Annotated in this window: 24 protein-coding genes and 3 pseudogenes; 12 read left to right on the plus strand and 15 right to left on the minus strand. The window is 71.2% G+C overall.

Annotated elements, in window-relative coordinates; all coding sequences use genetic code 11:
* The 5 genes from ACH4J0_RS14895 to ACH4J0_RS14915 all read right to left on the minus strand — a co-directional run bounded on the left by ACH4J0_RS14895 (nucleotide 1) and on the right by ACH4J0_RS14915 (nucleotide 3677).
* Nucleotides 1–819, minus strand: a complete 819-nt coding sequence (locus ACH4J0_RS14895) for an FAD/NAD(P)-binding protein (RefSeq protein WP_396240008.1) — start codon at nucleotides 817–819, stop codon at nucleotides 1–3.
* Nucleotides 816–1274 (minus strand): Crp/Fnr family transcriptional regulator, encoded by a 459-nt coding sequence (locus ACH4J0_RS14900; protein WP_396240010.1) that lies wholly within the window; start codon nucleotides 1272–1274, stop codon nucleotides 816–818. Before ACH4J0_RS14900 ends, ACH4J0_RS14895 begins: the two co-directional genes overlap by 4 nt.
* Nucleotides 1271–2452, minus strand: coding sequence for a 4Fe-4S dicluster domain-containing protein (locus ACH4J0_RS14905; protein ID WP_396240012.1), 1182 nt, complete (start codon nucleotides 2450–2452; stop codon nucleotides 1271–1273). Before ACH4J0_RS14905 ends, ACH4J0_RS14900 begins: the two co-directional genes overlap by 4 nt.
* A gap of 201 nt (nucleotides 2453–2653) precedes the next feature.
* Complete coding sequence (locus ACH4J0_RS14910; protein ID WP_396240014.1) at nucleotides 2654–3190, minus strand: hypothetical protein; 537 nt, start codon at nucleotides 3188–3190, stop codon at nucleotides 2654–2656.
* A 274-nt stretch (nucleotides 3191–3464) separates the two neighbouring features.
* A complete protein-coding gene (locus ACH4J0_RS14915; protein WP_030557867.1) occupies nucleotides 3465–3677 on the minus strand; it encodes an MbtH family protein in 213 nt (70 codons plus the stop codon).
* A gap of 427 nt (nucleotides 3678–4104) precedes the next feature.
* Between ACH4J0_RS14915 and ACH4J0_RS14920 the strand changes: the two genes are divergently transcribed.
* Nucleotides 4105–4482 carry a hypothetical protein gene (locus ACH4J0_RS14920; RefSeq protein WP_396240016.1) on the plus strand — a complete coding sequence of 126 codons (378 nt, stop codon included), beginning with the start codon at nucleotides 4105–4107 and terminating at the stop codon, nucleotides 4480–4482.
* A gap of 675 nt (nucleotides 4483–5157) precedes the next feature.
* Entirely contained in the window at nucleotides 5158–5790 is a 633-nt protein-coding gene (locus ACH4J0_RS14925; RefSeq protein WP_396240018.1) for a hypothetical protein, read from the plus strand.
* 24 nt (nucleotides 5791–5814) lie between these two features.
* Here the strand turns inward: ACH4J0_RS14925 and ACH4J0_RS14930 are convergent, their stop codons facing one another.
* The gene (locus ACH4J0_RS14930) at nucleotides 5815–5955 is read right to left on the minus strand and encodes a hypothetical protein (protein ID WP_396240020.1); all 141 of its coding nucleotides are present in this window, start codon (nucleotides 5953–5955) and stop codon (nucleotides 5815–5817) included.
* A gap of 9 nt (nucleotides 5956–5964) precedes the next feature.
* Here ACH4J0_RS14930 and ACH4J0_RS14935 point away from each other — a divergent pair, with 9 nt between their 5' ends.
* Nucleotides 5965–6102: a hypothetical protein gene (locus ACH4J0_RS14935; protein WP_396240022.1), complete on the plus strand. Its 138-nt coding sequence runs from the start codon at nucleotides 5965–5967 to the stop codon at nucleotides 6100–6102.
* Nucleotides 6103–6136: 34 nt separating this feature from the next.
* The gene (locus ACH4J0_RS14940) at nucleotides 6137–6619 is read left to right on the plus strand and encodes a zinc-binding dehydrogenase (RefSeq protein WP_396240024.1); all 483 of its coding nucleotides are present in this window, start codon (nucleotides 6137–6139) and stop codon (nucleotides 6617–6619) included.
* A 178-nt stretch (nucleotides 6620–6797) separates the two neighbouring features.
* Here ACH4J0_RS14940 and ACH4J0_RS14945 read toward each other — a convergent pair whose 3' ends face one another.
* The 3 genes and pseudogenes from ACH4J0_RS14945 to ACH4J0_RS14955 all read right to left on the minus strand — a co-directional run.
* The gene (locus tag ACH4J0_RS14945; protein WP_396240026.1) at nucleotides 6798–9866 is read right to left on the minus strand and encodes an FAD-binding and (Fe-S)-binding domain-containing protein; all 3069 of its coding nucleotides are present in this window, start codon (nucleotides 9864–9866) and stop codon (nucleotides 6798–6800) included.
* On the minus strand, nucleotides 9863–11653 hold the full coding sequence (locus ACH4J0_RS14950; RefSeq protein ID WP_396240028.1) for a thiamine pyrophosphate-requiring protein: 1791 nt from the start codon (nucleotides 11651–11653) through the stop codon (nucleotides 9863–9865). Before ACH4J0_RS14950 ends, ACH4J0_RS14945 begins: the two co-directional genes overlap by 4 nt.
* Nucleotides 11654–12891: 1238 nt before the next feature.
* A pseudogene (locus ACH4J0_RS14955) lies at nucleotides 12892–13470 on the minus strand (TetR family transcriptional regulator); the annotation flags it as partial.
* A gap of 158 nt (nucleotides 13471–13628) precedes the next feature.
* On the opposite strand from ACH4J0_RS14955, the gene ACH4J0_RS14960 reads away from it, so the two are divergent.
* The 3 genes from ACH4J0_RS14960 to ACH4J0_RS14970 all read left to right on the plus strand — a co-directional run bounded on the left by ACH4J0_RS14960 (nucleotide 13629) and on the right by ACH4J0_RS14970 (nucleotide 15068).
* Nucleotides 13629–13979 carry an antibiotic biosynthesis monooxygenase family protein gene (locus tag ACH4J0_RS14960; protein WP_396240030.1) on the plus strand — a complete coding sequence of 117 codons (351 nt, stop codon included), beginning with the start codon at nucleotides 13629–13631 and terminating at the stop codon, nucleotides 13977–13979.
* A gap of 81 nt (nucleotides 13980–14060) precedes the next feature.
* Nucleotides 14061–14495 (plus strand): DUF4267 domain-containing protein, encoded by a 435-nt coding sequence (locus ACH4J0_RS14965; RefSeq protein WP_396240032.1) that lies wholly within the window; start codon nucleotides 14061–14063, stop codon nucleotides 14493–14495.
* Between the two features lie 27 nt (nucleotides 14496–14522).
* Nucleotides 14523–15068, plus strand: coding sequence for an FCD domain-containing protein (locus ACH4J0_RS14970; RefSeq protein ID WP_396240034.1), 546 nt, complete (start codon nucleotides 14523–14525; stop codon nucleotides 15066–15068).
* On the opposite strand, the gene ACH4J0_RS14975 is transcribed toward ACH4J0_RS14970, so the two are convergent.
* On the minus strand, nucleotides 15028–15672 hold the full coding sequence (locus ACH4J0_RS14975) for a DUF4360 domain-containing protein (RefSeq protein ID WP_396240036.1): 645 nt from the start codon (nucleotides 15670–15672) through the stop codon (nucleotides 15028–15030). The genes ACH4J0_RS14970 and ACH4J0_RS14975 overlap by 41 nt on opposite strands.
* Nucleotides 15673–16353: 681 nt before the next feature.
* On the opposite strand from ACH4J0_RS14975, the gene ACH4J0_RS14980 reads away from it, so the two are divergent.
* Together ACH4J0_RS14980 and ACH4J0_RS14985 are read left to right on the plus strand one after the other, a co-directional pair.
* Nucleotides 16354–17157 carry a helix-turn-helix domain-containing protein gene (locus ACH4J0_RS14980; RefSeq protein ID WP_396240038.1) on the plus strand — a complete coding sequence of 268 codons (804 nt, stop codon included), beginning with the start codon at nucleotides 16354–16356 and terminating at the stop codon, nucleotides 17155–17157.
* Between the two features lie 247 nt (nucleotides 17158–17404).
* Nucleotides 17405–17863 (plus strand): annotated as a pseudogene (locus tag ACH4J0_RS14985) (FAD-dependent monooxygenase); the annotation flags it as partial.
* A gap of 459 nt (nucleotides 17864–18322) precedes the next feature.
* On the opposite strand, the gene ACH4J0_RS14990 reads toward ACH4J0_RS14985, so the two are convergent.
* A complete protein-coding gene (locus ACH4J0_RS14990) occupies nucleotides 18323–19135 on the minus strand; it encodes a C1 family peptidase (RefSeq protein ID WP_396240040.1) in 813 nt (270 codons plus the stop codon).
* A gap of 244 nt (nucleotides 19136–19379) precedes the next feature.
* Between ACH4J0_RS14990 and ACH4J0_RS14995 the strand changes: the two genes are divergently transcribed.
* Nucleotides 19380–19607 (plus strand): hypothetical protein, encoded by a 228-nt coding sequence (locus ACH4J0_RS14995; protein ID WP_396240042.1) that lies wholly within the window; start codon nucleotides 19380–19382, stop codon nucleotides 19605–19607.
* A gap of 115 nt (nucleotides 19608–19722) precedes the next feature.
* Here the strand turns inward: ACH4J0_RS14995 and ACH4J0_RS15000 are convergent, their stop codons facing one another.
* The 4 genes from ACH4J0_RS15000 to ACH4J0_RS15015 all read right to left on the minus strand — a co-directional run bounded on the left by ACH4J0_RS15000 (nucleotide 19723) and on the right by ACH4J0_RS15015 (nucleotide 24153).
* Entirely contained in the window at nucleotides 19723–22398 is a 2676-nt protein-coding gene (locus ACH4J0_RS15000; protein ID WP_396240044.1) for a DUF6185 family protein, read from the minus strand.
* On the minus strand, nucleotides 22350–22736 hold the full coding sequence (locus ACH4J0_RS15005) for a hypothetical protein (protein ID WP_396240046.1): 387 nt from the start codon (nucleotides 22734–22736) through the stop codon (nucleotides 22350–22352). Before ACH4J0_RS15005 ends, ACH4J0_RS15000 begins: the two co-directional genes overlap by 49 nt.
* Nucleotides 22737–23456: 720 nt before the next feature.
* The gene (locus ACH4J0_RS15010) at nucleotides 23457–23888 is read right to left on the minus strand and encodes a hypothetical protein (protein WP_396240048.1); all 432 of its coding nucleotides are present in this window, start codon (nucleotides 23886–23888) and stop codon (nucleotides 23457–23459) included.
* A gap of 25 nt (nucleotides 23889–23913) precedes the next feature.
* Nucleotides 23914–24153, minus strand: coding sequence for a hypothetical protein (locus tag ACH4J0_RS15015; RefSeq protein ID WP_396240050.1), 240 nt, complete (start codon nucleotides 24151–24153; stop codon nucleotides 23914–23916).
* Nucleotides 24154–24329: 176 nt separating this feature from the next.
* Here ACH4J0_RS15015 and ACH4J0_RS15020 point away from each other — a divergent pair.
* Both ACH4J0_RS15020 and ACH4J0_RS15025 read left to right on the plus strand, forming a co-directional pair.
* Nucleotides 24330–24710: pseudogene (locus ACH4J0_RS15020) on the plus strand (ABC transporter ATP-binding protein); the annotation flags it as partial.
* 2 nt (nucleotides 24711–24712) lie between these two features.
* Nucleotides 24713–25645 carry an ABC transporter permease gene (locus ACH4J0_RS15025; protein ID WP_396240052.1) on the plus strand — a complete coding sequence of 311 codons (933 nt, stop codon included), beginning with the start codon at nucleotides 24713–24715 and terminating at the stop codon, nucleotides 25643–25645.
* The last annotated feature ends 4 nt before the right edge of the window (nucleotides 25646–25649 follow it).

Consider the following 25649-nt stretch of genomic DNA (forward strand, 5'->3'; position numbering starts at 1 on the left):
TCACAACTCCCTTACTCCGAGCAGTGGTTCAGCCAGGTCGTAGCCGACGACCGGGCCGTCCCGGCACAGCAGGAGAGGGCCGAGCTGGCAGTGGCCGCAGTGGCCGGTGGCGCAGCGCATGTTGCGTTCCAGGGACACCTGGACGCGGTCGGGGGGCACGCCCCGGTCCGTCAGGGCGCGTGCGGTGTGGCGGATCATCACCTCGGGGCCGCACACCAGCGCGCACGTGCGGTCGGACTGGATGTCGAACCGGCCCAGGAGTGTGGTGACGATCCCTACCGCGCCGTGCCAGCCCGGGCCGGGCCGGTCGACGGTCACAGCCACCCGGGCCGGGCCGCGCCAGCTCTCGCTCTCCCCGCGGTAGAGCAGGTCGCCGGGGGTGCGGGCGCCCACCAGGATCCCGAACCGGCTGTACGCCGCGGGCCGCTCCAGGGCCGTGTGCACCACCGGCCGCAGCGGCGCGAGGCCGATGCCGCCCGCGATCACCAGGACGTCGTGGCCGACCGCCGCATCCAGGTCCCAGCCGACGCCGTACGGCCCGCTCAGCCCCACGGTGTCCCCCGGCCGCAGTCGGTACAGCGCCGTGGAGACTGCACCCACCGCGCGCACGGTGAACGCCAGCCCTCCGTGCCGGCCACGCAGGGCGCTGACCGAGATGGGCACCTCACCGACGCCGAACGCGTAGATCATGGCGAACTGGCCCGGCGAGAACGGCGGAAGCTCCAGTCGCACCGGCACCAGTTCCAGCGAACGGGTGTCGGCGGTCTCCGGCCGGGTGTCGGCGACCCGGTACGGCAGCGGAGAGGGCACTGTGCTCATGCCGGGCCGCCTCCGTACGGCGCGTACAGGTCCAGCAGCCTGACCCGGGTCGCCTGCAGGCGCTCGGCGACGACCTCGGTGAAGCGGCGCATCAAGGCATAGCCGAGTTCGGGCTCGGCCGCGCACAGGCCGAGTACGTCGGCGGCGGGGAACCGCGTCGCCTCCACCGCGGTCACCGTCTGCGCCCCCAGGTGCCAGCGGTACGGCGGGGAGATCCACGACCAACCCAGCAACTGGCCCGGGCCGAGCGTCTCCACCACGGGTGCCGGGTGCCGGCCGGGAACGTACAGGTCGAGGGCGACCTCGCCGGAGCGCAGCAACCAGAAGCGGTCGGCCTTCCCACCCTCGTCGAACAGCCGCGTACCGGCCGGATACGAAACGGGCAGTCCCGTGACCAGCAGCCGTTCGCGGTGGGCGACAGGAAGGAAGTCCAGGGGCGACGCCAGGCCGCTCACGGCGCCTCCGCCTCCTCCGATGCCCCGGTCTGTCCCCAGTCGTGCAGAGCGGCAGCCTCCTCGGTGATGTCGATACCGACCGGGCACCACACGATGCAGCGGCCGCAGCCCACACAGCCGGAGGAGCCGAACTGGTCGTACCACGTGCCCAGTTTGTGGGTCATCCACTGCCGGTAGCGGCTGCGCGCCGAGGCGCGGACCGGGCCGCCGTGCAGGTGGGAGAAGTCGAGGTCGAAGCAGGAGTCCCACAGCCGCCACCGCTCCGCGTGGTCACCGGTGAGGTCGGTGACGTCCTCGGTGGTGGTGCAGAAGCAGGTGGGACACACCATCGTGCAGTTGCCGCACGTCAGGCAACGCCCGGCGACATCGTCCCAGCGGGGGGCGTCCAGTGTGCCGGCCATCAGCTCCCGTAGGTCGGCCTCCGGCATGGTCCGTCCCATGCGGTCCGCGGCGGAGGCTACACCCGCGCGAGCCGCCTCACGGGTCGCGGGGTCTGCGGGGCGGGCAGGCAGTTCGGCGAGGATCTCCGCGCCTTCCTCGCTGCCGCTGCGGATCCAGAAGCGGTGACCGTGGTCGTCGACCACTTCGGTCATCACCAGGTCGTAGCCGGGACCGGCCGCGGGTCCAGTGCCCATCGAGACGCAGAAGCAGGTGCCGCCGGGCTCCGTGCACTCCACCGCCACCAGGAAGGCGCCGGTGCGCCGCCCCTGGTAGACGGGGTCGCGGTGCGGCCCGCCGGTGAGCACCCGGTCCTGGATCGCGATGGCCCGCAGGTCGCAGGAGCGCACCCCCAGGAACGCGTACCGGCCGGGCGCGGTCTCGTCGGCGGTGAAGACCGTCTCGTCGCCCACCCGGTCGGCACTCCACTGCCGCACCCGCGCCGGGTGGAGGAACGTCTTCCACGACTGTGGGCCCGCCGCGTTCGCGAACGCGGCACCGTCCGGCCGTTCACGCAGCCGGTAATGCCCGGCCTCCAGTTCCACACCCCATCCGTAGGGCAACTGGTCGGCCGACTCCAGTCCCGCCAGTACGATCGCGCCGTCCCGAACGGTGGGGCCGACCACGGTGAAACCGCGCCCGATCAGGACGTCGACCAGCGCGGCCATCCCGTCCTTGCCGATCACCATCCCGTCGGAGACGGGTGGCGACGAGGTGTTCACGTCGGTGTGCGTGTTCATGGCCTTGCTCCCTCAGCGCCGGGGAAAGCAGGTGCGGCGGCCGTCGGCGCCCTGGAACCCACGGGCGCAGGACTTCCGGCACAAGCGGACAAAACGGAGATACCGGAAGTGTAGTGGTCGACGGCCACCTCCAGATCGCCTACGGAGCGGTCCCGGCCCCGGTGTCGCCGGCCGGCCGCCTGCCGCGGCACCGCTGCCCCGCTACCGAAGGCGGTCCACCCGGAGGCCGCCGGGCTGTCCGCGTTCCGTACCGCGAACGCGGACTTCGATCGCGCCGGCCCGGACGAGGATCGGCGTCGGGGACGGCTCGCCGGTCAGGTGGGCGCCGGGCACGGTCAGCGGGCCGGGCCGCCGCAGGATGGTGCCGGTCGTCTCCGGTGCCGCTCGTCGGCGGTGTCGGCGGTGTAGGCGGGCGGGCCCGCTCTCGCGCAGCGCGGTGGAGCCGCAGTCAGCGAGCGCGGGGCCGCGTCGGAGCGCGACGGCCTCACGCAGCAACGGCACGGCGGCGCCGTCGACGGGCTCGGCGCGGGCGCGGTCGAGCAGTCGCTCCAGCCGGTGGGCGTCGATCATGTCCGGGTCGGCGCGCAGCGCGTAGCCGGGAGCACGGGTCTCCAGGCGCGGGCCGTCGGTGAGCAGGGCGCGAAGTCGGGCGATGTGGCCCTGCAGCGCGGCGCGCGCGGTGCGGGGCGGGGGCGTGGTCCCAGGCGAGGTCGAGCAGCCGCTCGACCGGCACGACACGGTTGGCCTCCAGGGCGAGCGCGGCCAGGACAGCGCGGCGCCGGGCGCCTCCGATGTGGATGGTGGTGTCGGCGGGGGACCGCAGTTCCAGTGGTCCCCCGCACCAGAATCCGCACGCCGCTCCTGTGCTCTCGTCCGTGTCCGGTTCCCGGGCCCGCGCTCTGGTCGGGCGGGGGCCCGGCGGTCCCGGGAGGCCGTGGGCCCGGAGGCGGTGCTCCGGGTCCACGGCGGCGGTGGTGCAGGCTCGACGGCGCGGCGCGGAACGGTGCCGCGCTCAGGCCTCGGCCATGGCGGCGACGAGGCTCGCGGGACGCATGTCGGTCCAGTTCGTCTCGACGTAGTCGACACAGGCCTGGCGGTTGTCGGGACCGTGGGCGATGGTCCAGCCGGCCGGGACGTCGATGAAGGCGGGCCACAGCGAATGTTGGTTCTCCTCGTTGACGAGAACGAGGTAGGTGCCGTCGGCGTCCTCGAAGGGATTGGCCATGGTGGGTTCCTTTCTGGATGGTGGTCGGAACGGGAGTGTTCACCGGCCGACCAGGACAGACCATGATCGACGGTGGCGAACGGAACAAGGCCCTGGCACGACCGTCAGGTGAACTTGCTTCAGATCGGGAGGTCGTAGCGGCGGCGGATGCTGCTGCCGTGGCGCCGGACGTCGGTGCCGTAGACGTGGAGCGAGACCGCGAGGTCGTCGCCGCCGTTGCGGACCAGGTGGATGTCGCCCGGCGGGGTCAGGTAGGTGACGGTGCCCCCGGCGGGTTGACCGTCGTCGCGACCGGAAACGCGAGCTCGAGACGAGCCACGCCATCGAGGAGGCCCGCGAAAACCGCGAACTGCGGCGACGCTGCTACACCGAACTCCACCGGGACGCCAGGCAGTTCGCCACAGCGCTGAGCCGTCACCTGTACGTCATGCGGGATCGTGCAGTCGGTGAGGAGGACGTTCGGGCACTGGAAAGAGCCAAGGACACCCACCGGGATGGCTGGTCCGAGACCCTGATGATCGCCCCGGACACGGTGATCGGACCGGCCAACGAGCTGAACGATGCACTGACCCGGGTGTACGGGCAGATCAAGCGCATCGAACAGGGAAACCCCAGGAGGGACGAAACCCTTCGGTCCGCCGCCGAAGCGCAACAGGCCCTCTGGCCCCTGATACGCGCCACCAGGGAAGCAATGCGCGGTGACCTGGGTGTCACGGGGGCCACCCCTTGGCCACAGTCGAACTCGTACGACGATCCGGCGATGATCGACGACTTCGAGGAACCACTCGGCCACCCCGACTCCTAGATCGCCAGCGAGAGCCGCCGAGATCCTTGGGCATCCGAAACCGACCCCGGCCCGCCATCGTCACGCTGCCCGACATCTCCCTCTCCGGCCGCCGCCCTCGAGTCCGCGAACCCCCTGCTGGGAGCAATTGTCAAGGCCTGCGGAGCGCCCCCGTTCCGGAATCCGCAGGCTCCGGGCAGGAACGGTCCTCCGTACGATGCCGTGCATGATCAAGGAAATGTCTGCTTGTCCGATCCGGACGCCATGGCCGTCTGATGGTCTTCCTGTCGGCCGCGTTGACTACGCGGGAACCCGTCGGGGGCGGCGATGAAAGCCGCCGTCTCCCCGCCGCGGCCGTTGGACGTCACCTCGGTCTTTCCCGAACTCACCGCCCATGCGGGGACAGCGGTCCGGTTGCATCCTGCGCCGGCGACTCCGGGCCCGCGTGACAGCTCCGTGGGAGGACCGCTGGCCTGGCCGGAGGATGAAGCATGGCCGACCTGCCCAGGCGGCAGTCATCTGATGCGCAGGCAGCCCCATCGCCCCGCCAACGTCCGCGGTGAGCGGTCGACAAGGTTCGTCTACCACGGTGAGATCACCTGGGACGCGATACCCGCGGACGCGTCGTGGCCCTTGCTGCCCGTGATGCAGGTGTATGCGCATGACGTGCCCTGGTACGACGGGTTTCCGGAGGGCATGGACATTCTTCAGATCCTCTGGTGTCCGTTCCAGCACGTCTACGACGCTCGGGGGGTGCCCTACAACGGAATCGCCGGCCCGTGGGTCCAGGTCCGCTACCGCCACACTGCTGACCTGGGAGACCGCTTCCTGACCCCGCCGGAGCCGCTGGCCGTCGGTGAGCCCGGCTATCTGCCCACCCCCTGCCTGCTGCGGCCGGAGCCGGTGACCGAGTACCCGCACCCGGGCGCCCTGGGCGAGGAGTTCGAGGCCCGGGTCGAGGAATGGGAGATGGCGACCTTCGGCGACCCGGACGACCCCGAGGAGTACGACCCCCGCTACTCCTGGGACCTCTCGACAGCCCCGGGCTGGAAGCTCGGTGGCCATGAACCCTGGAACTACCAGGGCTACTACGGCCCGGTGCGCTGCGCCACGTGCGGCAGCGGGATGCGCTTCGTGGCCGCGATCGCCAGCACGGAATGGGACGGGGGTACGGAAAGCTGGGCGCCTGTCGGCTTTCTCGAAGGCAGCCCACGCGATCGGCGTCAGTGCCGGGAGCCGACCGACGTCGTACTCGGGCGACGAGAGACCATGCGCGTCTTCACCTGCTCCCTCTCCCCAGACCACCCGGTCATCAGCGACCTGATGTAGTCGCCCGGCCGCGTCACTGCTCGTTCAGGCGGCGGCCGCCGCGGGGCGCTCGACCAGCCGGCCGCGTTCGAAGCGGGCTCCGGTGCGGACGAGCGGGATGAGGTGGGGGCCGTTGACGGCCCGCCGGCGGAGTGGCCGCCAGCCCTCGCCTGGCGGCTGCACCACGCCCCCAACGTGCTGCTCATCCCCGGCACCGCCAACACCGCCCACCTGGAGGCCAACACCGCGGTCAGCGAGATCACCCTCGACGCCGCGACCCTCGCCACCCTCGACGGCACCGAGTCCCGCTCCAACGACGTCCCCATCGGCTGACCGGAACCGACGCGGCCCATGGGCCGGCGCCACCGTGATCAGCACGGTCAGCAGCCCGGAGAAAGCCCGGCTGGCCACCGCCGCCGGAGCCCACCACGTGATCAACTACCGCGAGGGCGACCCGGCCGCCGCGATCCGCACGACGGCCCCGGACGGCGTCGACATCGTTGCCGAGGTGGCGCTCGGCGCGAACCTCGCCCTGGACCTCGCCGTACTGCGAACGCGCGGCACGATCTCGACCTACGCGAACGACGGCGGCAAGCCGGTCGAACTGGACGTACTGCGGAACATGGTGCTCAACGCGCGGTTCCAGTTCCTGATCCTCTTCTTGGCCGGTCCGGAAGCACGCGCCGCAGCCGCCCAGGACGTCGCCGCCGCAGTGCGCGACGGCGCGCTGCCGGTCGGCGAGGAGCACGGCCTGCCGCTGCTCCGCTTTCCCCTCGAGCGCACTGCCGACGCGCACCGAGCGGTCGAGAGCCGGGTGGTCGGCAAAGTCCTGGTGGACATCACGGCCTGACGTCCAGTTGGCACGTCGTGCTCCTCGAAGCGGCGGGCGAGGCGGACGGCCTGTTCGACGGTGTGGGCGCGCATGAGACCGGTGTAGGCGGCCTGCGGGCGGTCGGCGTCGCCGGCGTGCGCCCGGGCCTGGCGGTGCAGCTGCTTGTGCAGCGAGCCCCGGGGCACCTCGGGCGGCTTCACAGCGTCCTCCTCACCCGGCGGCGAACGGCGAGCACGGCCCCTGCGGCAAGGCCCGTCAGGGCGCCTGCGGCTGCCGCTGCCAGGAGCCGGGCGGCCGCAGGGTGCGGATGCGGGCGGGGAGCCGCCTGCTCGGGATGGTCGGTGGGTGGCGCCCCGTCGAGGGCCAGGGCGAGGGCTTCGGCCAGGTGCACGGCGCGGCGGCCGGTGCCCGCCTGGTCGATCTGGGTGCGGCAGCTGAAGCCGTCCGCCACGACGAAGGCGGCCGGTGCGGTGCCGCGGACGGCGGGCAGGACGCCCTGCTCGGCGATCGCCTGCGACAGGTCGTAATGCCCTTGCTCGAAGCCGAAGTTGCCGGCCAGACCACAGCAGCCCTCGTCCAGCACGTTCGCGTCGATGCCGGCGCGGCGCATCAACTCGCGGTCCGGGTCGGCGCCGAGGACGGCGTGTTGGTGGCAGTGGGTCTGCACGGTCGCCGCCCGCCCCACCTTCGGCGGGTGCCAACTGTCGGGGGCATGGTTGACGAGTTGTTCGGCGAACGTGCGCACCTGGGCGGCGAGGCGGACGACGTCCTGGTCGCCGGGAAGCAGGTCCGGGGCGTCGGAGCGGAAGACGGCCGCGCACGAAGGTTCCAGGCCGATGATCGGCGTGCCGGCCTCCAGCCACGGGCGCAGGACGCCGGTGGTGCGCTTCAGTACCCGTTTGGCGGTGGCGAGCTGGCCGGTGGAGATCCACGTCAGGCCGCAGCAGACCGGTTCCTCGGGGACGGCCACGTGGAAGCCAGCGTCCTCCAGCACCCGGACCGCCGCCTTGGCGATGTCCGGGTGGAAGTGGTTGGTGAACGTGTCCGGCCACAACACCACGGTCCGCGGGTCGTACGGGTCGGGCTGTGGCCGGCCCTCCCGGTGCCGGCCGTCCTGGAACGTTTCGGGGGCGAACAGGGGTGCGTCGCGGCGCGGGTCGATCCCGCCCAGGTACTTTCCGATCCGGCCGAGGCCGGGGGCGTGGAGGGCGGCGTTGGCCAGCCCGGGAGCGATGCGGGCGAACCGACTCCACAGCGGGAGCCAGCCCATGGCGTAGTGGGCGGCCGGGCGCAGCCTGCCCTGGTAGTGATGGGCGAGGAACTCGGCCTTGTAGGTGGCCATGTCGACACCGACCGGGCAGTCGGACTTGCAGCCCTTGCAGGCCAGGCACAGGTCGAGGGCGTCCCGTACCTCGGTGGAGTGCCACCCGTTCTCGACCGGCGAATCACCGTGGCCGCCGAGCATCTCGAACAGCAGGCGGGCCCGGCCGCGGGTGGAGTGCTCCTCCTCCAGCGTCGCCCGGTAGGAAGGGCACATCACCCCGCCCCGGTGCGTGCGGCAGTTGCCGATTCCGACGCACCGCATGACGGCCCGCCCGAAGTCGTGGTCGTCGTCGTTGTACGCGAAGTGGGTGTCCAAGGGCTGCGGGCGCCAGTCGGCGCCCAGGCGCAGGTTCTCGTCGACGCGGTAGGGGTGCACGACCTTGCCGGGGTTCATCCGGTTCCCGGGGTCGAACAGGGCCTTGACCTCGCCCATGGCGTCGACCAGCTCCTGGCCGAACATGCGGGGCAGGAGTTCGCCGCGGGCCTGGCCGTCGCCGTGCTCGCCCGACAGCGAGCCGCCGTAGGAGGCGACCAGGTCGGCGGCATCGCACAGGAACGCGCGGAAGGCCTCGACCCCTTTACCCGCACGCAGTTCGAACGGGATCCGGGTGTGGACGCAACCCTGCCCGAAGTGCCCGTACAGGGAGGCCTGTTGGTAGCCGTAGCGGTCGAAGAGCCGTTCCAGGTCGCGCAGGTAGTCACCCAGTTTCCCGGGCGCGACGGCAGAGTCCTCCCAGCCCTCCCAGGTCTCGGAGCCGTCCGGCGGCCGGGCGGTGACGCCGAGGCCGGCCTCGCGGGCCTTGAGCATCTCCTGTTCGCGGACCGGGTCGTCCGACAGCGCCACCGACGGATCGTCCTCGTCGCGGCCGAGCGCGCGCAGCAGCTCGCGGGCCTGGGCGTCGGCCTGCTCCTTGGTGTCGCCGGTGAACTGGAGCAGCAGCCAGCTGTCGCCCTCGGGCAGCCGGTCCAGCGAGTCCAGGTAAGCGTGTTCCTCGCGCATCAGCTGCGCCATGCGGCCGTCGATGGCCTCGAGCTGGGAGGGACGGCTGTGCTCGAGCAGGTCGGGGACGGCGTCCGCCGCCTGGCAGATGTCGTCGAACCCGAGCGCCAGCAGCGCCTCCGCGGCGGGCACCTCGACCAGCTCGAGTTCCGCCCGCAGGACGGTCACCAGGGTTCCTTCGCTGCCGACCAGCGCCTTGGCCACGTCGAAGCCGTTCTCCGGCAGCAGGGAGTCCAGGTTGTACCCCGAGACCCGGCGCGGGATCTTCGGGTAGCGTCGCCGGATGGCGGCCATGTTGCGGCCGGCGATGTCCTTCAGCCCCCGGTACAGCGCGGCCTGCGGGCCGCCCTCGGCGACGATGTGCGCGTAGTCCTCGGCACTGGTGGGACCGGCCCAGAACCGGGCACCCCCGTAGGTGAGGACCTCCAGGCGGCGGATGTTGTCGACGGTCTTGCCGTAGGCCTGGGCCGAGGCTCCGCAGCTGTTGTTGCCGATCATCCCGCCCAGCGCGCAGTGCGTGTGGGTGGACGGCTTCGGCCCGAACTTCAACCCGTGCTCGGCGAGCTGCCGGTTCAGCTCGTCCAGCACGATGCCGGGCTCCACCACACACGTCCGCGCCTGCGGGTCCACCGAGACGAGCCGGTTGCAGTACTTCGTCCAGTCGATGACCACGGCGGTGTTGGTGCACTGGCCGCCCAGGCTGGTGCCGCCGCCCCGGGAGAGCACCGGCGCGGCGAAGCGCGAGCACACGGCGACCGCCGTCGCGCCCGCCTCGACCGTACGCGGCACGACCACGGCGAGCGGGACCTGCCGGTAGTTGGAACCGTCGGTCGCGTACGCGCCGAGGCTGCCCGCGTCGAACCGGACCTCTCCGTCGACCGCCTCCCGCAGCGCCTCCTCCAGCGCCGGGAGGTCGACCTGCCCGTCGAGGCTGTCGCTCATCGTCGGTCCCCGCCGCCGGGGAGGAACTCCTGGACCTTGGCCTTCACACCTTGGCGGATGACGGAACCGCGGTCGCTGTCGCCGTGCAGGACGGCGGAGGCGGCGGCCTTGATCTGGTCCCAGGTGGCGTGCGGCGGGATGGGCGGCACCGCGGGGTCGGTGCGGAAGTCGATGACGAACGGCCGCTCCGCCCCCAGGGCCCGGCTCCACGCCGGGCGTACGTCCTCCGGCCGCTCCACCCGTACACCGTCGAGGCCGAACGAGCGGGCGACGTCGGCGTACGGGATGTCGGGCAGGTGCTGGGAGGGTTCGAACTGGGGAGCGCCCTGCATGGCACGCATCTCCCAGGTGACCTGGTTGAGGTCGTGGTTGTTCAGCACCGCCACCACCAGGCGCGGATCGTCCCACTCCCGGTAGTACTTGGCGGCGGTGATCAGTTCGGCCAGGCCGTTCATCTGCATGGCGCCGTCGCCCACGATGGCGATCGCGGGCCGGTCGGGGTGGGCGAACTTGGCGCCGATCGCGTACGGCACGCCCGGGCCCATCGTGGCCAGCGTCCCGGACAGCGAACCCCGCATGGCCCCGCGCATCCGCAGGTGGCGGGCGTACCAGTTGGCGGCGGACCCGGAGTCGGAGGACAGCATCACGTTGTCGGGCAGCAACGCGTCGAGGGTGTGCACCACGTACTCCGGGTTGACCGGGTCCGCGGTGACCTCGGCGCGGCGGCGCATGACCTCCCACCACCGCGCGGTGTTGTCCTCGATCGTCCTGCGCCAGGCGCCGTCCGACTTCGGGGCCAGCAGTGGGATGAGGCGCCGCAGGGCCTCGGCGGCGTCGCCGACGATGTTCACCTCGAACGGGTAGCGCAGGCCGACCATGGACGGGTCGAGGTCGATCTGCACCGCGCGGGCCCGGCCGAACTCCGGCAGGAACTGGCTGTACGGGAAGCTGGAGCCCACCACGAGCAGGGTGTCGCAGTCACGCATCATCTCGTAGGAGGGCCGGGTGCCGAGCAGGCCGATCGAGCCGGTGACGAACGGCAGGGTGTCGGGGAGGGCGTCCTTGCCGAGCAGGGCCTTGGCGACGCCGGCGCCGAGCAGGCCTGCGACCTGCTCGACTTCGGCGCGGGCCTGGCGGGCGCCCTGGCCGACGAGCACGGCGACCTTCTCGCCCGCGTTGAGGATCTCCGCGGCCCGGGCGAGGTCCTCGTCGGCCGGGACGGGGGCGTAGTGGGGCACGCCGAGGCTGGAGGGAACCTGTTTGAAGGCGTGCGCGGGCGGCTCGTAGTCGAGTTCCTGCACGTCGGCGGGGATGATCAGCGCGGTCACGGTACGGCGGGTGGCGGCGATGCGCATCGCCCGGTCCAGGACGTTGGGCAGCTGCTCGGGGACGGTCACCATCTCGCAGAACTCGGACGCCACGTCCTTGTACAGCGACAGGAGATCGACTTCCTGCTGGTAGGAGCCGCCCATGGCGCTGCGGTCGGTCTGCCCGACGATCGCCACCACCGGCACGTGGTCGAGCTTCGCGTCGTACAGGCCGTTGAGCAGGTGGATCGCACCGGGCCCGGAGGTGGCCACGCACACCCCGGTGCGGCCGGAGAACTTGGCGTAACCGACCGCCTGGAAGGCGGCCATCTCCTCGTGGCGGGCCTGGACGAAGCGCGGCTGGTCCTCGGCCCGGCCCCATGCGGCGAGCAGTCCGTTGATGCCGTCGCCCGGGTAGGCGAAGACGTACTCGACCTCCCACTCGCGCAGTCGCTGCAACAGGTGGTCGGAAACCTTCATCGTCTGCTCCTCTTGGTCCCGGTGCTCGCCGTCGGGCGCAACGGGGAGCGCCCGTTGCTGCACGCTCGGCTAACCGTCAACGGTGGGGCCGAAACCCCCTTTGTCGGCGGCCGAGGAAAACGGGTTGTTCGTGAGGCTCGGCGGCAGTATCGCGAAAGCCAGACCGGCGGGCGGGCAGGCGTGTCCGGGCAAGCGGGAACAGCAGCCCGCCGGGGGCACGGGGCCGGGAGGCGGCCACCAGCCCGGTCGGCTTCCGGGAGGCCCCAGGCGCCCGGGACGCGGACGCGCCCCGCATCAACAGGAGACTGTGGGGTCGCAGTGCCGTGGATCGGCGGTCAACTGCGTTGTGAGGGAGGGAAACTACGACCACCTGTCCTGGCGGTCGTTACGGGACGAGCCCTGGTTCGGAGCCGTCCCGACGCTCACGGGTGGGCCAGGAGCGTGTCGCCCGTCGGGTAGGGCCGCTCGACGGGAAGCAGTTCCCGTGCGGCGTTGAGTTCCCCGTCCCGCACCTGGGCGTGGACCGTCCGCGCGTGTGCAGGGCGCGGACCTCGAACCTGGGTGCTGGCATGCTGACCAGGTTCGATCTTCGGCGCGCGTCGCGCCAGCGAATTTGTCGGGCCCGGTGGCGGCTGCCAAGGCCACCCGGACGCGCCGCGGGGCGGCAGCACCGGTTTCGGCCGGTGCTGCCGCCCCGTGTGTCCTGTCCGCTCAGCCGAGCGGCGGAGTCAGCTCCTCGTAGCGCTGGCGGACTGGTGTTCGTCGGCTATGTGACCCCAGCTCAGGACGACTGCGCGTGAACCGTCCCGCCCGGAACCGCTCCCGCGACGTCATCAGTGGAATCCGTGCGGCTTCTACCGCAGGACGGCGTCCGCGTCGCCGGTGTGGACGACGGCGCACTCGCGAGGGTCCGGGAGCGTCGGGCCACGGCGTCAGTGCCGGTCCGGGCCCCTGGTGGGCGCGTCTGGTGGTCCCGTTCAGCGTCGCGGGCACCGTCTTCAACGCCGGCAACGCCCACCCGGCCCTGCAACCGCTGGCCGCACCGGTCATCGCCGTGGCCGCGGTGTTCGCGGACCAGTACGTCGACCGCGCCATCGCCGTCCCCGAACACCTCGAGGACCCGTTCGCGGTCACCGGCCTGGCCCGCCCTCAGCGCACTCGACCTCCACGGGCTCCACCCCAAGGGCCACGGTCTCACCCGCGATCCCGAGGAGCGGACCGCCGGCCCGGCGGGAACAGGGTGTCGGCGCGGTGAGAAAGCGCTGGACGGTGGGTCCGAGCCAGTCCACGATCTCCTCGCGGCCGAGTTCCACGCTCGCCGGGAACCGCAGCACGTAGCGCGTCAGTGCCAGCCCGAGCACGGTGGAGGCGCACAGTGCCGCCCGCGTCGGCGCCTGCTCCGGGTCCGGGCCCACCCGGCGGGCCAGCGGGATCAACTGCTCGCGCAGCACGCTCTGCATGCGCTCGGCGGCGGCCGGATCGGTGGTGCCGACCCGCATCAGCGCGGTGAGCCCCTCGTTCTCCTCCCACAGGGTGAGGAAGTGGCGCACCAGCGTCCGGCCGATCTCCTCGCGCGGTCCGACGGACAGGCCGGGAAGGTCGGGGTCGATCGAAACGGCCTCCGCGAAGAGGCCCGCCTTGTTGCCGTAGTAGCGCATCACCATCGACGGGTCGATGTTCGCGTCGCGCGCGATGGCCCGGATGGTCGCCTTCTCGTAGCCGTCCGCCGCGAAGCGCTCGCGGGCCGCGGCGAGGATCGTGGCGCGGGTGGCGTCGGAACGCCGGGCGGCCTGCTGGTTCTCCGTGCTTCCGGTCATGCCAACAAATGTAGGCCAACACGTGTTGACAGTCCAGAGTCGGCGGGCCTACGTTTGCCAACAAGCGTTGACCAACAAGCGTTGGCAAGGTTGTCGCCGTGGAGGCGGCCACCAGCGACGCCCTTGAGTGATCGTCAGAGCGAGAGGAAGTGCCGAAGATGGCCAAGCTCCAGAGCCTGGACCCGAACACGCCGTTGTTCGCGCAGTTCAAGGAGAGGACCGGGCCCATCGTCCTGGCCAACACCTTCGTCGTCCCGGAGGGGAGGGCCGAATCGTTCCTGGCCCTCTTCCGCAGGCAGGCGGCGTTCATGAGGGCCCAGCCGGGATTCGTCTCCCTGCGGATGCACAGGGGAACGGCGGACAGCCGGCTGCTGATGAACGTCGCGGTCTGGGAGTCGACCGAGGCGCTCGCCACGGCGTTCGGCAGTCCGCAGTTCCAGCGCATGGCGGCCGAGTCCCCCGACGACATCGTGTCCTACCCGCACATCTTCGAGCAGATCGACGTGTGACACGGCAGCCGCAGCCGAAGCACCCGCACCCGGCCCACCAGGACCACGAAGCCCACGAAGACCGCAAGGAGAAGCAGAACAGTGTTACTGAAGAAGACCAACACCGCGCTGGCCGCCGCCCTCATCCTCTTCATCCTCTGGTTCGGGACGGAGTTCGTCCTGAGCCCGGAGACGACGGCGCCGGGCTTCGGCCTGCCGAGCTGGCCGTCCGGTGACGGCGGCGGCTTCCTGGTCGTCAAGGGGATCCGTGACGTCGTCCTGGCCCTGGTCCTGGGCGTCCTGCTGGTGACGGGCCACCGCCGGGCGCTGAGCCGGGTGCTGCTGGTGGAGGCCCTCGCCGCATACGGCGACATGACCACCGTGCTGGCCCACCACGGCTCCGTGGCCACCGCGCTCGGCGTCCACGGCCTGACCGCGACGGTGATGGCGGCCAACGGTCTGCTGATGACGCGTGAGACCCGCGAGGTGACGACCGCTCCGGTGGCACCCGGATCGAGGAGCCGGACGGCGTACTGAGCGTCCACCTCACGGTCGACGCGCCCGGTGAGGCGGGCCGGCTGGCCGCAACGGCGCACCGAGTCGGACGCCGCCGCGCTACGGGCGGCGGCGTCCGCCCGGGAGGCGACCGCCGGCCCGGCCGAACTCGCCGAGTCGAACCTGGAACTGCACCGCCCGGTCGTCCGGGCCGCGCGCAACCCGCTGCTCGTCCGCCTCTACGACTCCTTCGTCGACGCACTGCACGAAGCGGCCAGCCAGGTGGTGACCGGCCACCACCTCCACGGCGGCGTCGAGCGGGAGACCACCGCCGACGCGCACCACGCCCTGGTCGAGGCGGCCGCCGCGGGCGACGCGGAGGCCGCCGTCACCGCGACCGGGCCGACCCGGACCGCACCCTCGACCGACTGCGCGCGGCCGGAGCCGGGCCCGTCGTCGCTCCAGGGGCTCGGCACGCAGGGCTCGGCGGGGCCCCGCCACCGACCTGGCCGACCACCTGGCCACGGGCGCCGGCCCGGCCCGCGGCGCGTGGCCGCCCGGCGGTGGCAGCGAGTCACTTACACCGCCGGAGGGCCAGGCGGTACACGGTGTTGATCCTGCCGTCCGTCGAGTCCATCTCCATGACGCTGGTGGCGCTCGGGCTCGACGTGCCCTGCTCGACCCGCAGTTCGGTGTTGATGCCGAGGCTGCGCTCCTCCCCGCAGGGGGCGAAGACCAGGGCGGCGACGGGCACGGTGTCGGTCGTCTGCCAGTTGTTGTCGAACGGGCCCTTGAAGTGGTGGTTCGAGGTGGTGGTGCGGGGGTCGCCCTGGAAGTGGTAGCTGGCCCGCTGGGTCGCGGACGCACCCGGCGCCAGCGACGCGAAGCCGCTGTAGCCGGCTGAAACGACCGCGTAGGTGTAGCCCCCGGGGGCGTGTACGCGCAGGCTGAGCCGGCAGTCCTTCTGGGCGTCGGTCGGCGACGTCCCGGGGCCGATCTGGGCGATGTACTTACTGTAGGTGACGGTGAAGGCGGTGCCGTCGGGGGAGACGGCCACGGCGGCCGTCCCGGTCGGGCAGCCGGTGCCGTCGGCCGTCACGCCGTCGATGACGATCCGGTCCTGTGGCTGGGGCGGCAGCGGAGGAAGGCCGCCGGCGAAGGCCGGAGAGCTGAACAATGACGTGGCGACACCTGTCGCGGCCAGGGCGCGGAGCAGCATGGGATTCCCTTCCATCGTCCACGGACCGGGGACCGGGCGTTCGCGGTCCGAGCCCGGCCCCCGGATTTCACGTGGGCATCGCACCACACGCCGCACGCCCCGGGCACAGGACGTCACTGCACGGTCACTCGAACAGCCTTCGGGGTGCACACCCCGTTCACCCGTGTACGGGAACAGGCGCGGTCCCCAGCGGCGTCGCGGGCACCGCACGGCTCGACCGAGTGGTCGCCGAAGAGCGGGGCGCCGGCCTGCTCGACGTGTCTCAGCACGGGTGAGACCTCCATGCTCTGTCCGGCGAGGGAGCCGATGCGCTCCGAGTGAACCCGAACAGCTCGCCGAGGTCCCGGCAGTGGGTGATGGTGTGGAGGTTCCAGGGCCCCGAGGTGGCCGCGGCGAAGGCGACCTCGGGGATCTCGCGTTCCTGCGCGAGTACGTGGCCCGCGCTCTTCCGCCGCCGACGGGTGCACGCGCAGCCACAGGTTCGCGCAGGCAAGCCCAGGGCCGCTGCAGCGATCTCGACGTCGATCTGCACGGCGCGGTGCCGGTGCATGGTGTTCAAGGTGTGTCCCGATTGATGCGGTTGTCGGTATGAGCGGCCAGTCCTCTCACTGTTGGGGTCGGGGTCCTTCCGCCCTACCACCGCCGGACACCGCCGAACCACCGCGGGTACGCTGGCGGCCGATGCCGGAGACCCGCCGAACCGTCCAGCCCGTGGCGACGCCCGCCGAGCCCGCCAAGCCCTCGGCGCAGACGCCCCGCGGTGCGGCCTGGGTCCCCCACGGCTACCACCTCGACGCCCACTCCCACACCCACGGTCAGCTGGTGTACGCCGCCGCCGGAGCCTTCAGCACCACGACCGAGCGCGGGACCTGGATCGCCCCGGCGAACCGGGTCACCTGGACCCCGCCCGGATTCGACCACTCCCACCGCTTCCACGGCCGCACCGGCGTCCGCCTGCTCGACGTCCCCGTCGACCTGTGCGGGGAACTCGCCGCCCACCCCGCCGTCTTCGAGGTGAGCCCGCTGCTGCGGGAGGCCCTGCTCGCCCTGACCGACCGGCCCCGGTTCCGCCCCGGCGCCGACCGGCGGCTGCTCACGGTGGTGGTCGACGAGCTCGCCGAGGCCCCCGAACCGTCCCTGCACCTGCCCGAGCCGCGCGACGACCGGTTGCGGGCCGTCACCGCCCTCCTGCACGCCGACCCAGGCCGTCCCGCGACCCTGGCCTCGCTGGGACGCACGGTGGGAGCGAGCGAACGGACCCTGAGCCGCCTGTTCCACACCGACCTCGGCATGAGCTTCCACCGCTGGCGCACCGTGCTGCGCGTCCACCACGCCCTGGTCCACCTCGCCGACGGCCGGTCCGTCACTGACACCGCGATGGAGTGCGGGTGGTCCAACCCGTCGAGCTTCATCGAGGCGTTCACCGGGATCGTCGGGCAGACCCCGGGCCGCTACCAGGCCGAACTGGGCGGCGACGTGCCGTAGCGGCGCTCGGTCCGACCGGTCCGACCGGTCCGACCGGTCCGACTGGCCTGCCCGGCCCGTACCGTCCCGCCCATACCGTCCCGCCCATACCGTCCCGCCCATACCGTCCCGCCCGTCCCGGACCGCCCGTGCCGAGCTTGGCGGCTTCCCCCGCGCGGCCTGGCCGGGCTGACCCCCCCCGCGGCCGCACGTCGGCCGGCTCTACCTCCAGTGCCCGCTCGACGACACCCTCGCGCAGTGGCCGGACGAGCGGGTCTGGAGCGAGCTGGTGGCCCGCTTCGGCTCGCCCGTCACGCCCGGCCCGATCGTCGACAAGCGGCTCCTGCCGCTGCGGAGCGTGGTGTACAGCCCCATGCAGTACGGCCGGCTGCACCTGCTCGGGGACGCGGTGCACATCGTCCCGCCGATGAGCGCGAAGGGGATCAACCTCGCCCTCCACGACACCGAGGTGTTCGCCCGCGCCGTCATCCGCCGCTACCGGGACGACGACCCGGCTCCGCTCGCCGACTACTCGCGGACCTGCCTGCGCCACGTCTGGAACTACCAGGCCTTCGCGGTCTGGCTCACCGAGATGACGCACAACGCCGGAGACGCCTCGTACGAAGGGGAGTTCCGCCGGCGGATCGCCCGGGCGGACCTGGAGCGCCTGCTCGGCTCGCCGACGGCCAAGCGGCTGTACGACGAGTTCACCGCGGGCGTGAACTGAGGCGGTGCCAGAACGGCCGTGGCCGGCGTGCGACGGACCCGTGGCGAGTAGCGTTCTCCATGACCGTCCAGGGCCGTCCACGACCGTCCGTGGCCGCTGTGAGTTGCCGTCAGCGTGCGCCGCAGGCCTGGCGACGCAGAACGAACCCTCGGGTTGTCTCCCCGGGGATCTTCCCTCCCGAGGGGTTCGACATTCCCGCAGGCCAGAGTCCAGAAATCACGCCCCCCGGACTCGCCGACAACCCTTCCCTGGCGGCGAGCCGACCATCATCGTGGGTGCGAAGGGCAACCTTCGCCTGCGGTAGCCCGCAGGCGGCCTCCGAACTGCTCCCGACGCGGAGAGGCCGGAACGGTTGACGGCGCTCGCCGTCGCCAGCAGCGACCGTCTCAAGGACCGCCGCGCCGCCTTCGTCACGTTCAAGGCCTCCACCGATGGGCGGGCCCGGAGAAGAAGGCGGGTTCAGGTGACGATGCGGATCGTCCAGAAGTCCGATGCGAGTCCCTGCTCGGTGAGGTAGGAATACGGCATGGTGAAGTAGCCGTCCATGCCCCAGCCGGGCCCCCAGGAGTTCCGGACGATGAAGCGTTCGGTCTGGTCGTCGTAACCCACGGCCATCACGGCGTGTCCGCCGATCACCTCCTCGTCCGTCGTCGGCAGCTGCGCGACGCCGGTCTTCTCGACCTCAGCGCTCTCGAAGTCGGCGTAGACAGTGAATCCAAAGACGAACGGGAAGCCTGACGCGAGACAGGCCTTGAACTGGTTGAGGTCCCGGGTAATGCGTTGGTAGGCGGTCACCGTGGACTTGAGGGCCTCCGTGTAGCAGCTCGCCGGAGGCTTCTGGCCTGCCCGTGCGTTCTGTGGGAAGGGGCCTCCGTCGGAGAGCGCGGGTGTGCCGTCGTAAGGCCACTCGTCCTCCGGGCACGCACCCAGGCTTGCCACGGACTTGATCCCGTCACGCAGCTGTGCGCCCGAGTCCGTACTGGCATGACCCTCGATCACCCGTTCGTTGTAGTAGATGAACAGCCGCGACGGAACGAAGGCCTGCAGGTTCTGCCGCATGAGCTCGAACTCGAACGCCGCGGCGATGGCGTTCGCGGTACAGCTGCCGATCTCGCCCTGGTCGTAGACCGGCGGGCACTGGCCGCGCAGATCCGCTGTGGGCGGCAGGCTGATGAGCGAGAGACGCGGTGCGGAGTAGAGGAAGTCGCGGGCGTCGGGCAGGTCCGGTGTCCAGCCGTAGCGGGCCGTGCGACGCGTGGTCGGATGTGGCATGGCACTCCTGTCAGAACGGTCTGTCGGCGCGCGATCGGTGACCGGGCGCGGGTGTACCGTCTGTATCCAGACCGTGCCGAGACCAACCGCTCTCGGACGCGCGTCCCTCGGGCAGGCCAGTACCGACCGCCTGATGGTGCTCTCTCAGGACCGGACCCCTCCAGGTCGGAAGAACGGGGCCTCCGGAACGGCGGGCAGACGGTCGGCCCTATCGACCAGTTCGCCGTCCAGGACGTCCGGTTCGATGTTCATCCGGTTCTCTCGTGAAGCTGAACACCTGCCCCGAAACCGGCTGGGCGGGGCCTCCGTGCACTGCTTCCGGGATGCCGCCACCCATGGGCCGCTGCGCTGGTACGTGAACTTCGAGAAGCCCACCAGCGCCGCCCCGGCATCGGATCCGTCCTGGCCGCTGCCGACGCTGCCGCCGGGCGCTGACGAAGCGGCCACGTCGGCGATCCCGTACCGGCTGTGACGGGCAACGGCCGGGGCCTGCATCTGGGCCAGTGCCGAACGCGCCGATGTTCGCCTGCGGCCCGTGCAGCGCCGAACTCCAAGAGTGAGTCTGGAAGTGGCAGGAGCGCCTGACTTCAAAACTTCATGGTCCGAATATCAGGGCCGATGAAGAATTTCGCGATCGCGATCAGCACGGCCAACTGAGCCAGTACGTACGCGATCTGCGCGGAGAAGCCGCGGAGCTGGTAGATCGAGAGCAGCAGTCCGAAGCGGCTGGGCCACAGACGCCGCTCGGAACGGAAGGTGTCCGCGTCCATGGCGAGGCTGGTGAGGGTCAGCACCAGGAGCATTTGGCAGATGGCGATGGCCCAGTTGCCGAGTGGCTGGTCGGTGAGGAGGTTGCCCAGGATCCCCAGGACGATCAGCAGGGTGTAGACGGCGGTCAGGCTCAGGGCGCGTGTCGGACCGCGGCGGCCGGGCAGCAGGCGCCAGAGCGCTCCCAGCACCAGGCCCGCGCCTGCCGCGGTGAGCTCCCAGAGCAAGAACTGCCGGATCATCTCGGGTGCCCCGAAGGAGTCCTGCGCGGTGTGCATCCACTGAGTCTGCTCCCCCTGGTAAAAGAACCAGAGGATGAGGAGAGTGCCGGGAAGGCCGAAGGCTGCCGCCAGCAGGGCGGCCCGGCGGGCGTTCTCCCACCACCTGGCATGCGGGCCCCAGCTCAGGGCGATGTCCATGACCGTGAACTGGCCGGGCAGCCAGGGCCGTGCCGTGTTGGCGGTTCCGGTCGGCGACCGCCAGCGGTGCAGCCCGCTCAGCTCCCGTTCGACCGCGTGCCGTTCCTTCTCCGCCGCCTGTCGGCTCGCGGCTCCTTCGCTCTTCCCCGGCTCCATGTCACGGAGCTCGTCGGTCAGCTCCCGGTAGCGGCGTGCACGCACGATGAGGTCGGAGTGGCCCGTCTCCGTGATCGCTTCGCTCAGCCTCGGAGTGTCCCCGCTTCCCTCAAGGTGTTGGGCCAGGACCGCCCACCGCTTCCCGACCGCCAACAGGGCGTAGAGGCCGGCGATGTCCAGGACGAGCCAGAGGACAGCCGCTGCCTGGCTGCCTGCGTACGAGCCCTGGCGGTAGGCGACCACGACGGCGAAGAACACGGCGATCAGGAGGAGGTCCAGCCTGGTGGGATACGCGCGCGGCACGGGGAACGCCAAGTCCCTGGCCCGTAGCAGGGCCACGATGGCGATGCCGGTCACCACCCAGGTCCCGGCGACGCACCATACGGGAACCTGGATGGTGTAGGACACCAGATGCTCGCTCAGGTAGGAGCGGTGCAGCCAACCGTACTCCTGCACGGCGCGGTCGCTCAGCCAGCTGGCCCGCTCCCACCCGCGCTCCTGGGTCCACCACTCCCACCCCAGCAGAAGGACGGTGATCACGGCGAGGACCGACCCGAGGCGGCGCAGCCGCCAGGGTGATGCCGGTGTCCGGATCAGTCCGCCCTCACACGCGAGCCGACAGATCCACAGCGCCAGGCCGGCCAGCCACAGCCACAGGAGCGCCGCGGTCATGGCCATCAGCGGGGCGAAGCTGTGGACGGACCCCGTTCCGGGGGAGGAGAGCTTATGGGGAAGGCCGAACAGGGACGGCCAGCCGGCTACCAGGCCGCCGACCGCTGCCACCAGTGAGGCGGCCAGCAGCACCGACCTCTTCGGACGGGCGGCGGCCGTCAACGCCCAGCCGACCAGAACCCCGATCAGGATCCTCCAACGGTCCTGACCGAGGAGTGTGTACTGCGGTGGCAGGAACGTCAGGCTGATGACGGCGCTGACCAGACCCCACTGCAGCAGGACCGTGCTGCTGCGGATTTCGAGCCCGGTGGCCTCGATGTGGGCCGGCCGGCGACGGGCTCGTAGAGCGGCCACCGCGACGATAGCGGACATGACCACCCACCAGGCGGCCATCCCGATCTTGTTGCTGACGAGAAATGCGCTTCTGCCGCTCACGGCCGCCCATGCGCGTTGCCACGGGGGAGCCACCCGAACCGTCAGCAAGGGGCTCGACTCCTGAGGCCGGTCAGGGTCGCCCCACCGCATGGTCCCGTTGCCGGCGGTCGAGGGTTCGGGTACCACGCGGGATGCCTCCAGGCCGCCCAGATCGACCACGACCGAGTCCCAACGGGCCCCTGCCAGAGCCGTCGGGGGAACGAGGGACAGCTTCCACTGGCCCGGGTGCACATCGACTTCCCACGGCCCGACGCGGAACATACCGGGTTGGTCGAACCAGAAGATCGTCGGGTACTCGACCTCGACCCAGTCAGGCTCGACGCTCACCGCCGGATTGGACGAACGCCACTCGCGTCCGCGCAGGTACTGTTGCGGGGGTCGCCCCGACTCCTGCTCGTCGCGAAGGAGACAGCGCATCGCATCGCGGTAGGCAACAGAACTCTTCTGCAGCAGCAGGCCCTCGGCGTACTCCCAGGACCTGGGTACGCGGACGGTCATGACTCCCCTGCCCTCGACCGTGTTGTGGGCGTGGTTGGCGAGTCTGAGTTCGACGTTTACACGGGCCGCGGTCAACTGCTCCGCATGACAGCTGCTCGGGGACGGGGAATCCGCTCGGGCGGGCTGTCCGCCCCAGAGAAGCAGGAAAGCCAGCATCGGCACGGCGCAAAGTCCCCACCAGTACAGCGCGGCGCTGCGGACTCTTGCGTTGCGACCGTGCGACGGCGGCGAGGTGTTCGTGTTCACCTCGCCGCCGTCCTCGTTCTTCAACGCGCTGTGCTCCTGCTTCCCGGGCACCCGCTGATCGGACTGCACTGCAGGATCACCTGGTAGGCGTGGCTCTCGACCTCACCGCTGCCGCGTCCGGTCTTCACGAACCGCCACTGCGAGGGCTTGGTGTGACCGGTCGCGTCCGCCTTGTCGACCCGGATCTGGAGGGTGCGTGCCGCGAGGTCGTGGGTCTCGACCAGGACCTCGTCGCCCGCGACCGGAAAGTGCTGGTGCAGCAGACACAGGCCGAAACGGTCGAGATTCCCGTGCTTTTCCAGCACATCCACGATATCGTGCACGAACTGACTGTCCTGCGGACCCAGTCCCTTGGCTTCCTCGAACGCCGGAAGCGACTGCCCGGGATCGTTCTCCGGATTTCCCATGAATTGTTCCTCGATGTCAGCTGAGTGGATTTCGGAATCCTAGGTTCGGTGACGAACGGCTGCAAGCCGACACCCCGGAGGGATGGCCGGCAACCCGCCGGCCCCTAATCCAGGCGGCCGAATACGGGTGCCGGCCGGTTGCCGTGGCAAGACGCCGCACAGGTAGAAAGCGGCCGACGAGCCGCCTTTCGAGCCGGGGGGAAGGCGCGAGCACCAGGCCAGCGGCAGGGAGCGCCCCGATCCCCCTCCCGGCCAACTTCCCACGCAAGAGTGGCTCGGAGCGGCGGGTTCAGGCGCGAGTGCGGCGGAGGAACCGGTCGGCGAGGTCGACGGCCTCCCTGACCGGGACGAGTCGGCAGCCAGCGGCACCGATGCGGGCGGTGGTGACACCGGTGGCGGCGGCGAGGACGCGGTGCCGAGGTCGCGAAGTACGGCGCCCACGGCCGGGGGCCGGGGCGATGGTTGGGTCGAAGCGCGGCATCCGGGCCCGGTACGCGGGCACTTCCGCCGTGGAGAGCCCGGCAACGGCGGACTGGTAGGTCCGCGACGTGGAGGAGTTCTCGGGTGTGGCGGTGAACTGTCGTGCACCCGTCTGCCCGGTCGGTCCGCGGACATGCGCCGGACTTGGAAGACGCGGCGTGTGCGAGGCCGAGGCGTTCAGGGACGTTGGGGCCGACTGGTAGCGGCGTCCGTCGGCGGCGATGCGGCTGCAGCCTGGTGTCAGGCGTGGGTGTGGGGGACGGGTTCGCCGGTGAGGGCGTCGGTCAGGGCCCGGACGCCGAGGGGCTGGTGCAGGACGACCGTGAGTTCGGCGATGCCGCCGTCCTCGCATCCGATGTCCGGGCCCGAGGCGTCGCGGCGTCTGAGCAGCAGGGTGACCTGCTCGGCTGTCTCCCCGGCCACCAGGTCGGGCTTGTAGTCGCAGCCGCTCCAGGCGACCTCCATGGAGACCGTGCGGTCGTCCGCTGCCACCGTGGTGTTCTTCGTGGACGGGTCGGCGAGCGCGATGCGGCGCAGGACCGAGGCGTCGCGTCGCGTGTAGGGGAGTGGGTAGTCGGCTTCGTCGCCCCATACGGCGTAGCACGCCGACACCATGGCCGCGATCACGCCCACCGCGGCTATCCAGCGCTTGTCGCGCACCGTCAGTTCCATTTCCCGGCCTCCCCCGTGTCGTCGATCAGAGTAGGTCTGCCGGCCGGCACAGCCGCAGGTGGTGTCGGTGGGTGGCGTCGACGGCGATGCCGACGAGCTGGAGGAGGGCGTGGCCCCGCGTGGTGGCGGCGATCAGCACGCCGAAGGCGACGGCGGTGAAGAGGGTGAAGGCCTCGTCGACGCGGCTGCGGGCGTGGGTGGTGCGCCGCAGGCGGGCGATGATGACGATCGCGAGGAACACTGACGCGCTGATCGTGTACTGCACTGCCCACCCCGGGTCTTGGCTTGACGCTGTGTGAGGCTGGCCCCGACCGGCTCCTCCTGGATCAACCAGGTGCGGGACGTCGCAGAGACACCGGTCTGCCGCTCTGGCGGGAGATGTCGCATCAGCTGGTACGTGCCGCTGCGTGCTTGGTCATCCTCGGCCGCAGGCCGGAACAGGCGTGGGCGGACCAGGTGATCGACACCGTAGGCCTGGCCGGGCGCCTGAAGCACCGGCCCACCGAGCTGTCCGGCGGCCAGCAGCAGCGCGTCGCCTGCGCCCGCGCCCTGGCGAGCAAGCCGGAGATCATCTTCGCGGACGAGCCCACCGGCAACCTCGACTCCCGCGCCGGCGCCGAGATCCTCGCCTTCCTGCGCAGCTCGGTGAACGACCTCGGACAGACCATCGTGATGGTCACCCACGACCCCGTCGCCGCCTCCTACGCCGACCGCGTCCTGTTCCTCGCGGACGGGCGGATCGTCGACGAGCTGATCGACTCCACCGCGGAATCGGTGTTCGACCGGATGCGCAAGTTCGACGGAGCCGGACGGACCAGCTGACGATGATCAAGGCAAGCATCCGCAACTTCCTCGCCCACAAGAGCCGGATGGCGCTGTCCACCCTCGCCGTCCTGCGCGGCGTCGCCTTCGTCTCCGACACCATCAACATCGCCTTCACCAAGACCAGCGAAATCGTCCTCGACCAGGCCAGCGCCCAGCACAGGAACATCCACCTCGGCGACCCGCTGCGCATCCTCACCCCCACCGGCTCCGTACCGGGCACCCTGGTCGGCATCGTCACCTACCGCACCGGCAATCCCGGCGTGACCATGGCCTACGTCGACACCACCACCGCCCAGAAGCAACTGCTCCGAAAGTCCGACCAGTTCACCGGCATCACCGTCGACACCGCCCCCGGTACCAGCCACACCACCGCCCAAACGGCGATCAAGACGGCGCTGGGCGACGGCTACTCAGTGGCCACCAAGGAACAGCAAGCCGCCACCGCCGCCCAACAGATCAGCTCCTTCCTCAGCGTCGTCACCACGGCCCTGCTCGGATTCGCCGGACTCGCCGTCCTGGTCGGCACCTTCCTGATCCTCAACACCTTCTCCATGCTCGTCGCCCAGCGCACCCGCGAACTCGGCCTCCTGCGCGCCCTCGGCGCCAGCCGCTCCCAGGTGCTGCGCTCGGTCCTCACCGAGGCGCTGTTCCTCGGCGTCATCGGCTCCACCCTCGGCCTCGGGGCCGGCATCGGCCTGGCCGCCGGCCTCAAGTCGCTGATCTCCGGCTTCGGCGTCGACCTGTCCGGCACAACCCTGGTCATCAACCCGGTCACCCCGGCAGCGGCCTACGCCGTCGGCGTGCTGGTGACGCTCGTCGCCCCCTACCTCCCGGCCCGGCGCGCGGCCCGGATCTCCCCGATGGCCGCCCTGCGCGAAGCCGCCACCCCGCCCGCGCCGAAGCTCGGCCGGCGCACCGGACGAGCCGGTTGAACGC

The sequence above is a fragment of the Kitasatospora sp. NPDC017646 genome, from assembly GCF_044329365.1.
In the GTDB taxonomy this organism is placed as follows: Bacteria; Actinomycetota; Actinomycetes; order Streptomycetales; family Streptomycetaceae; genus Kitasatospora.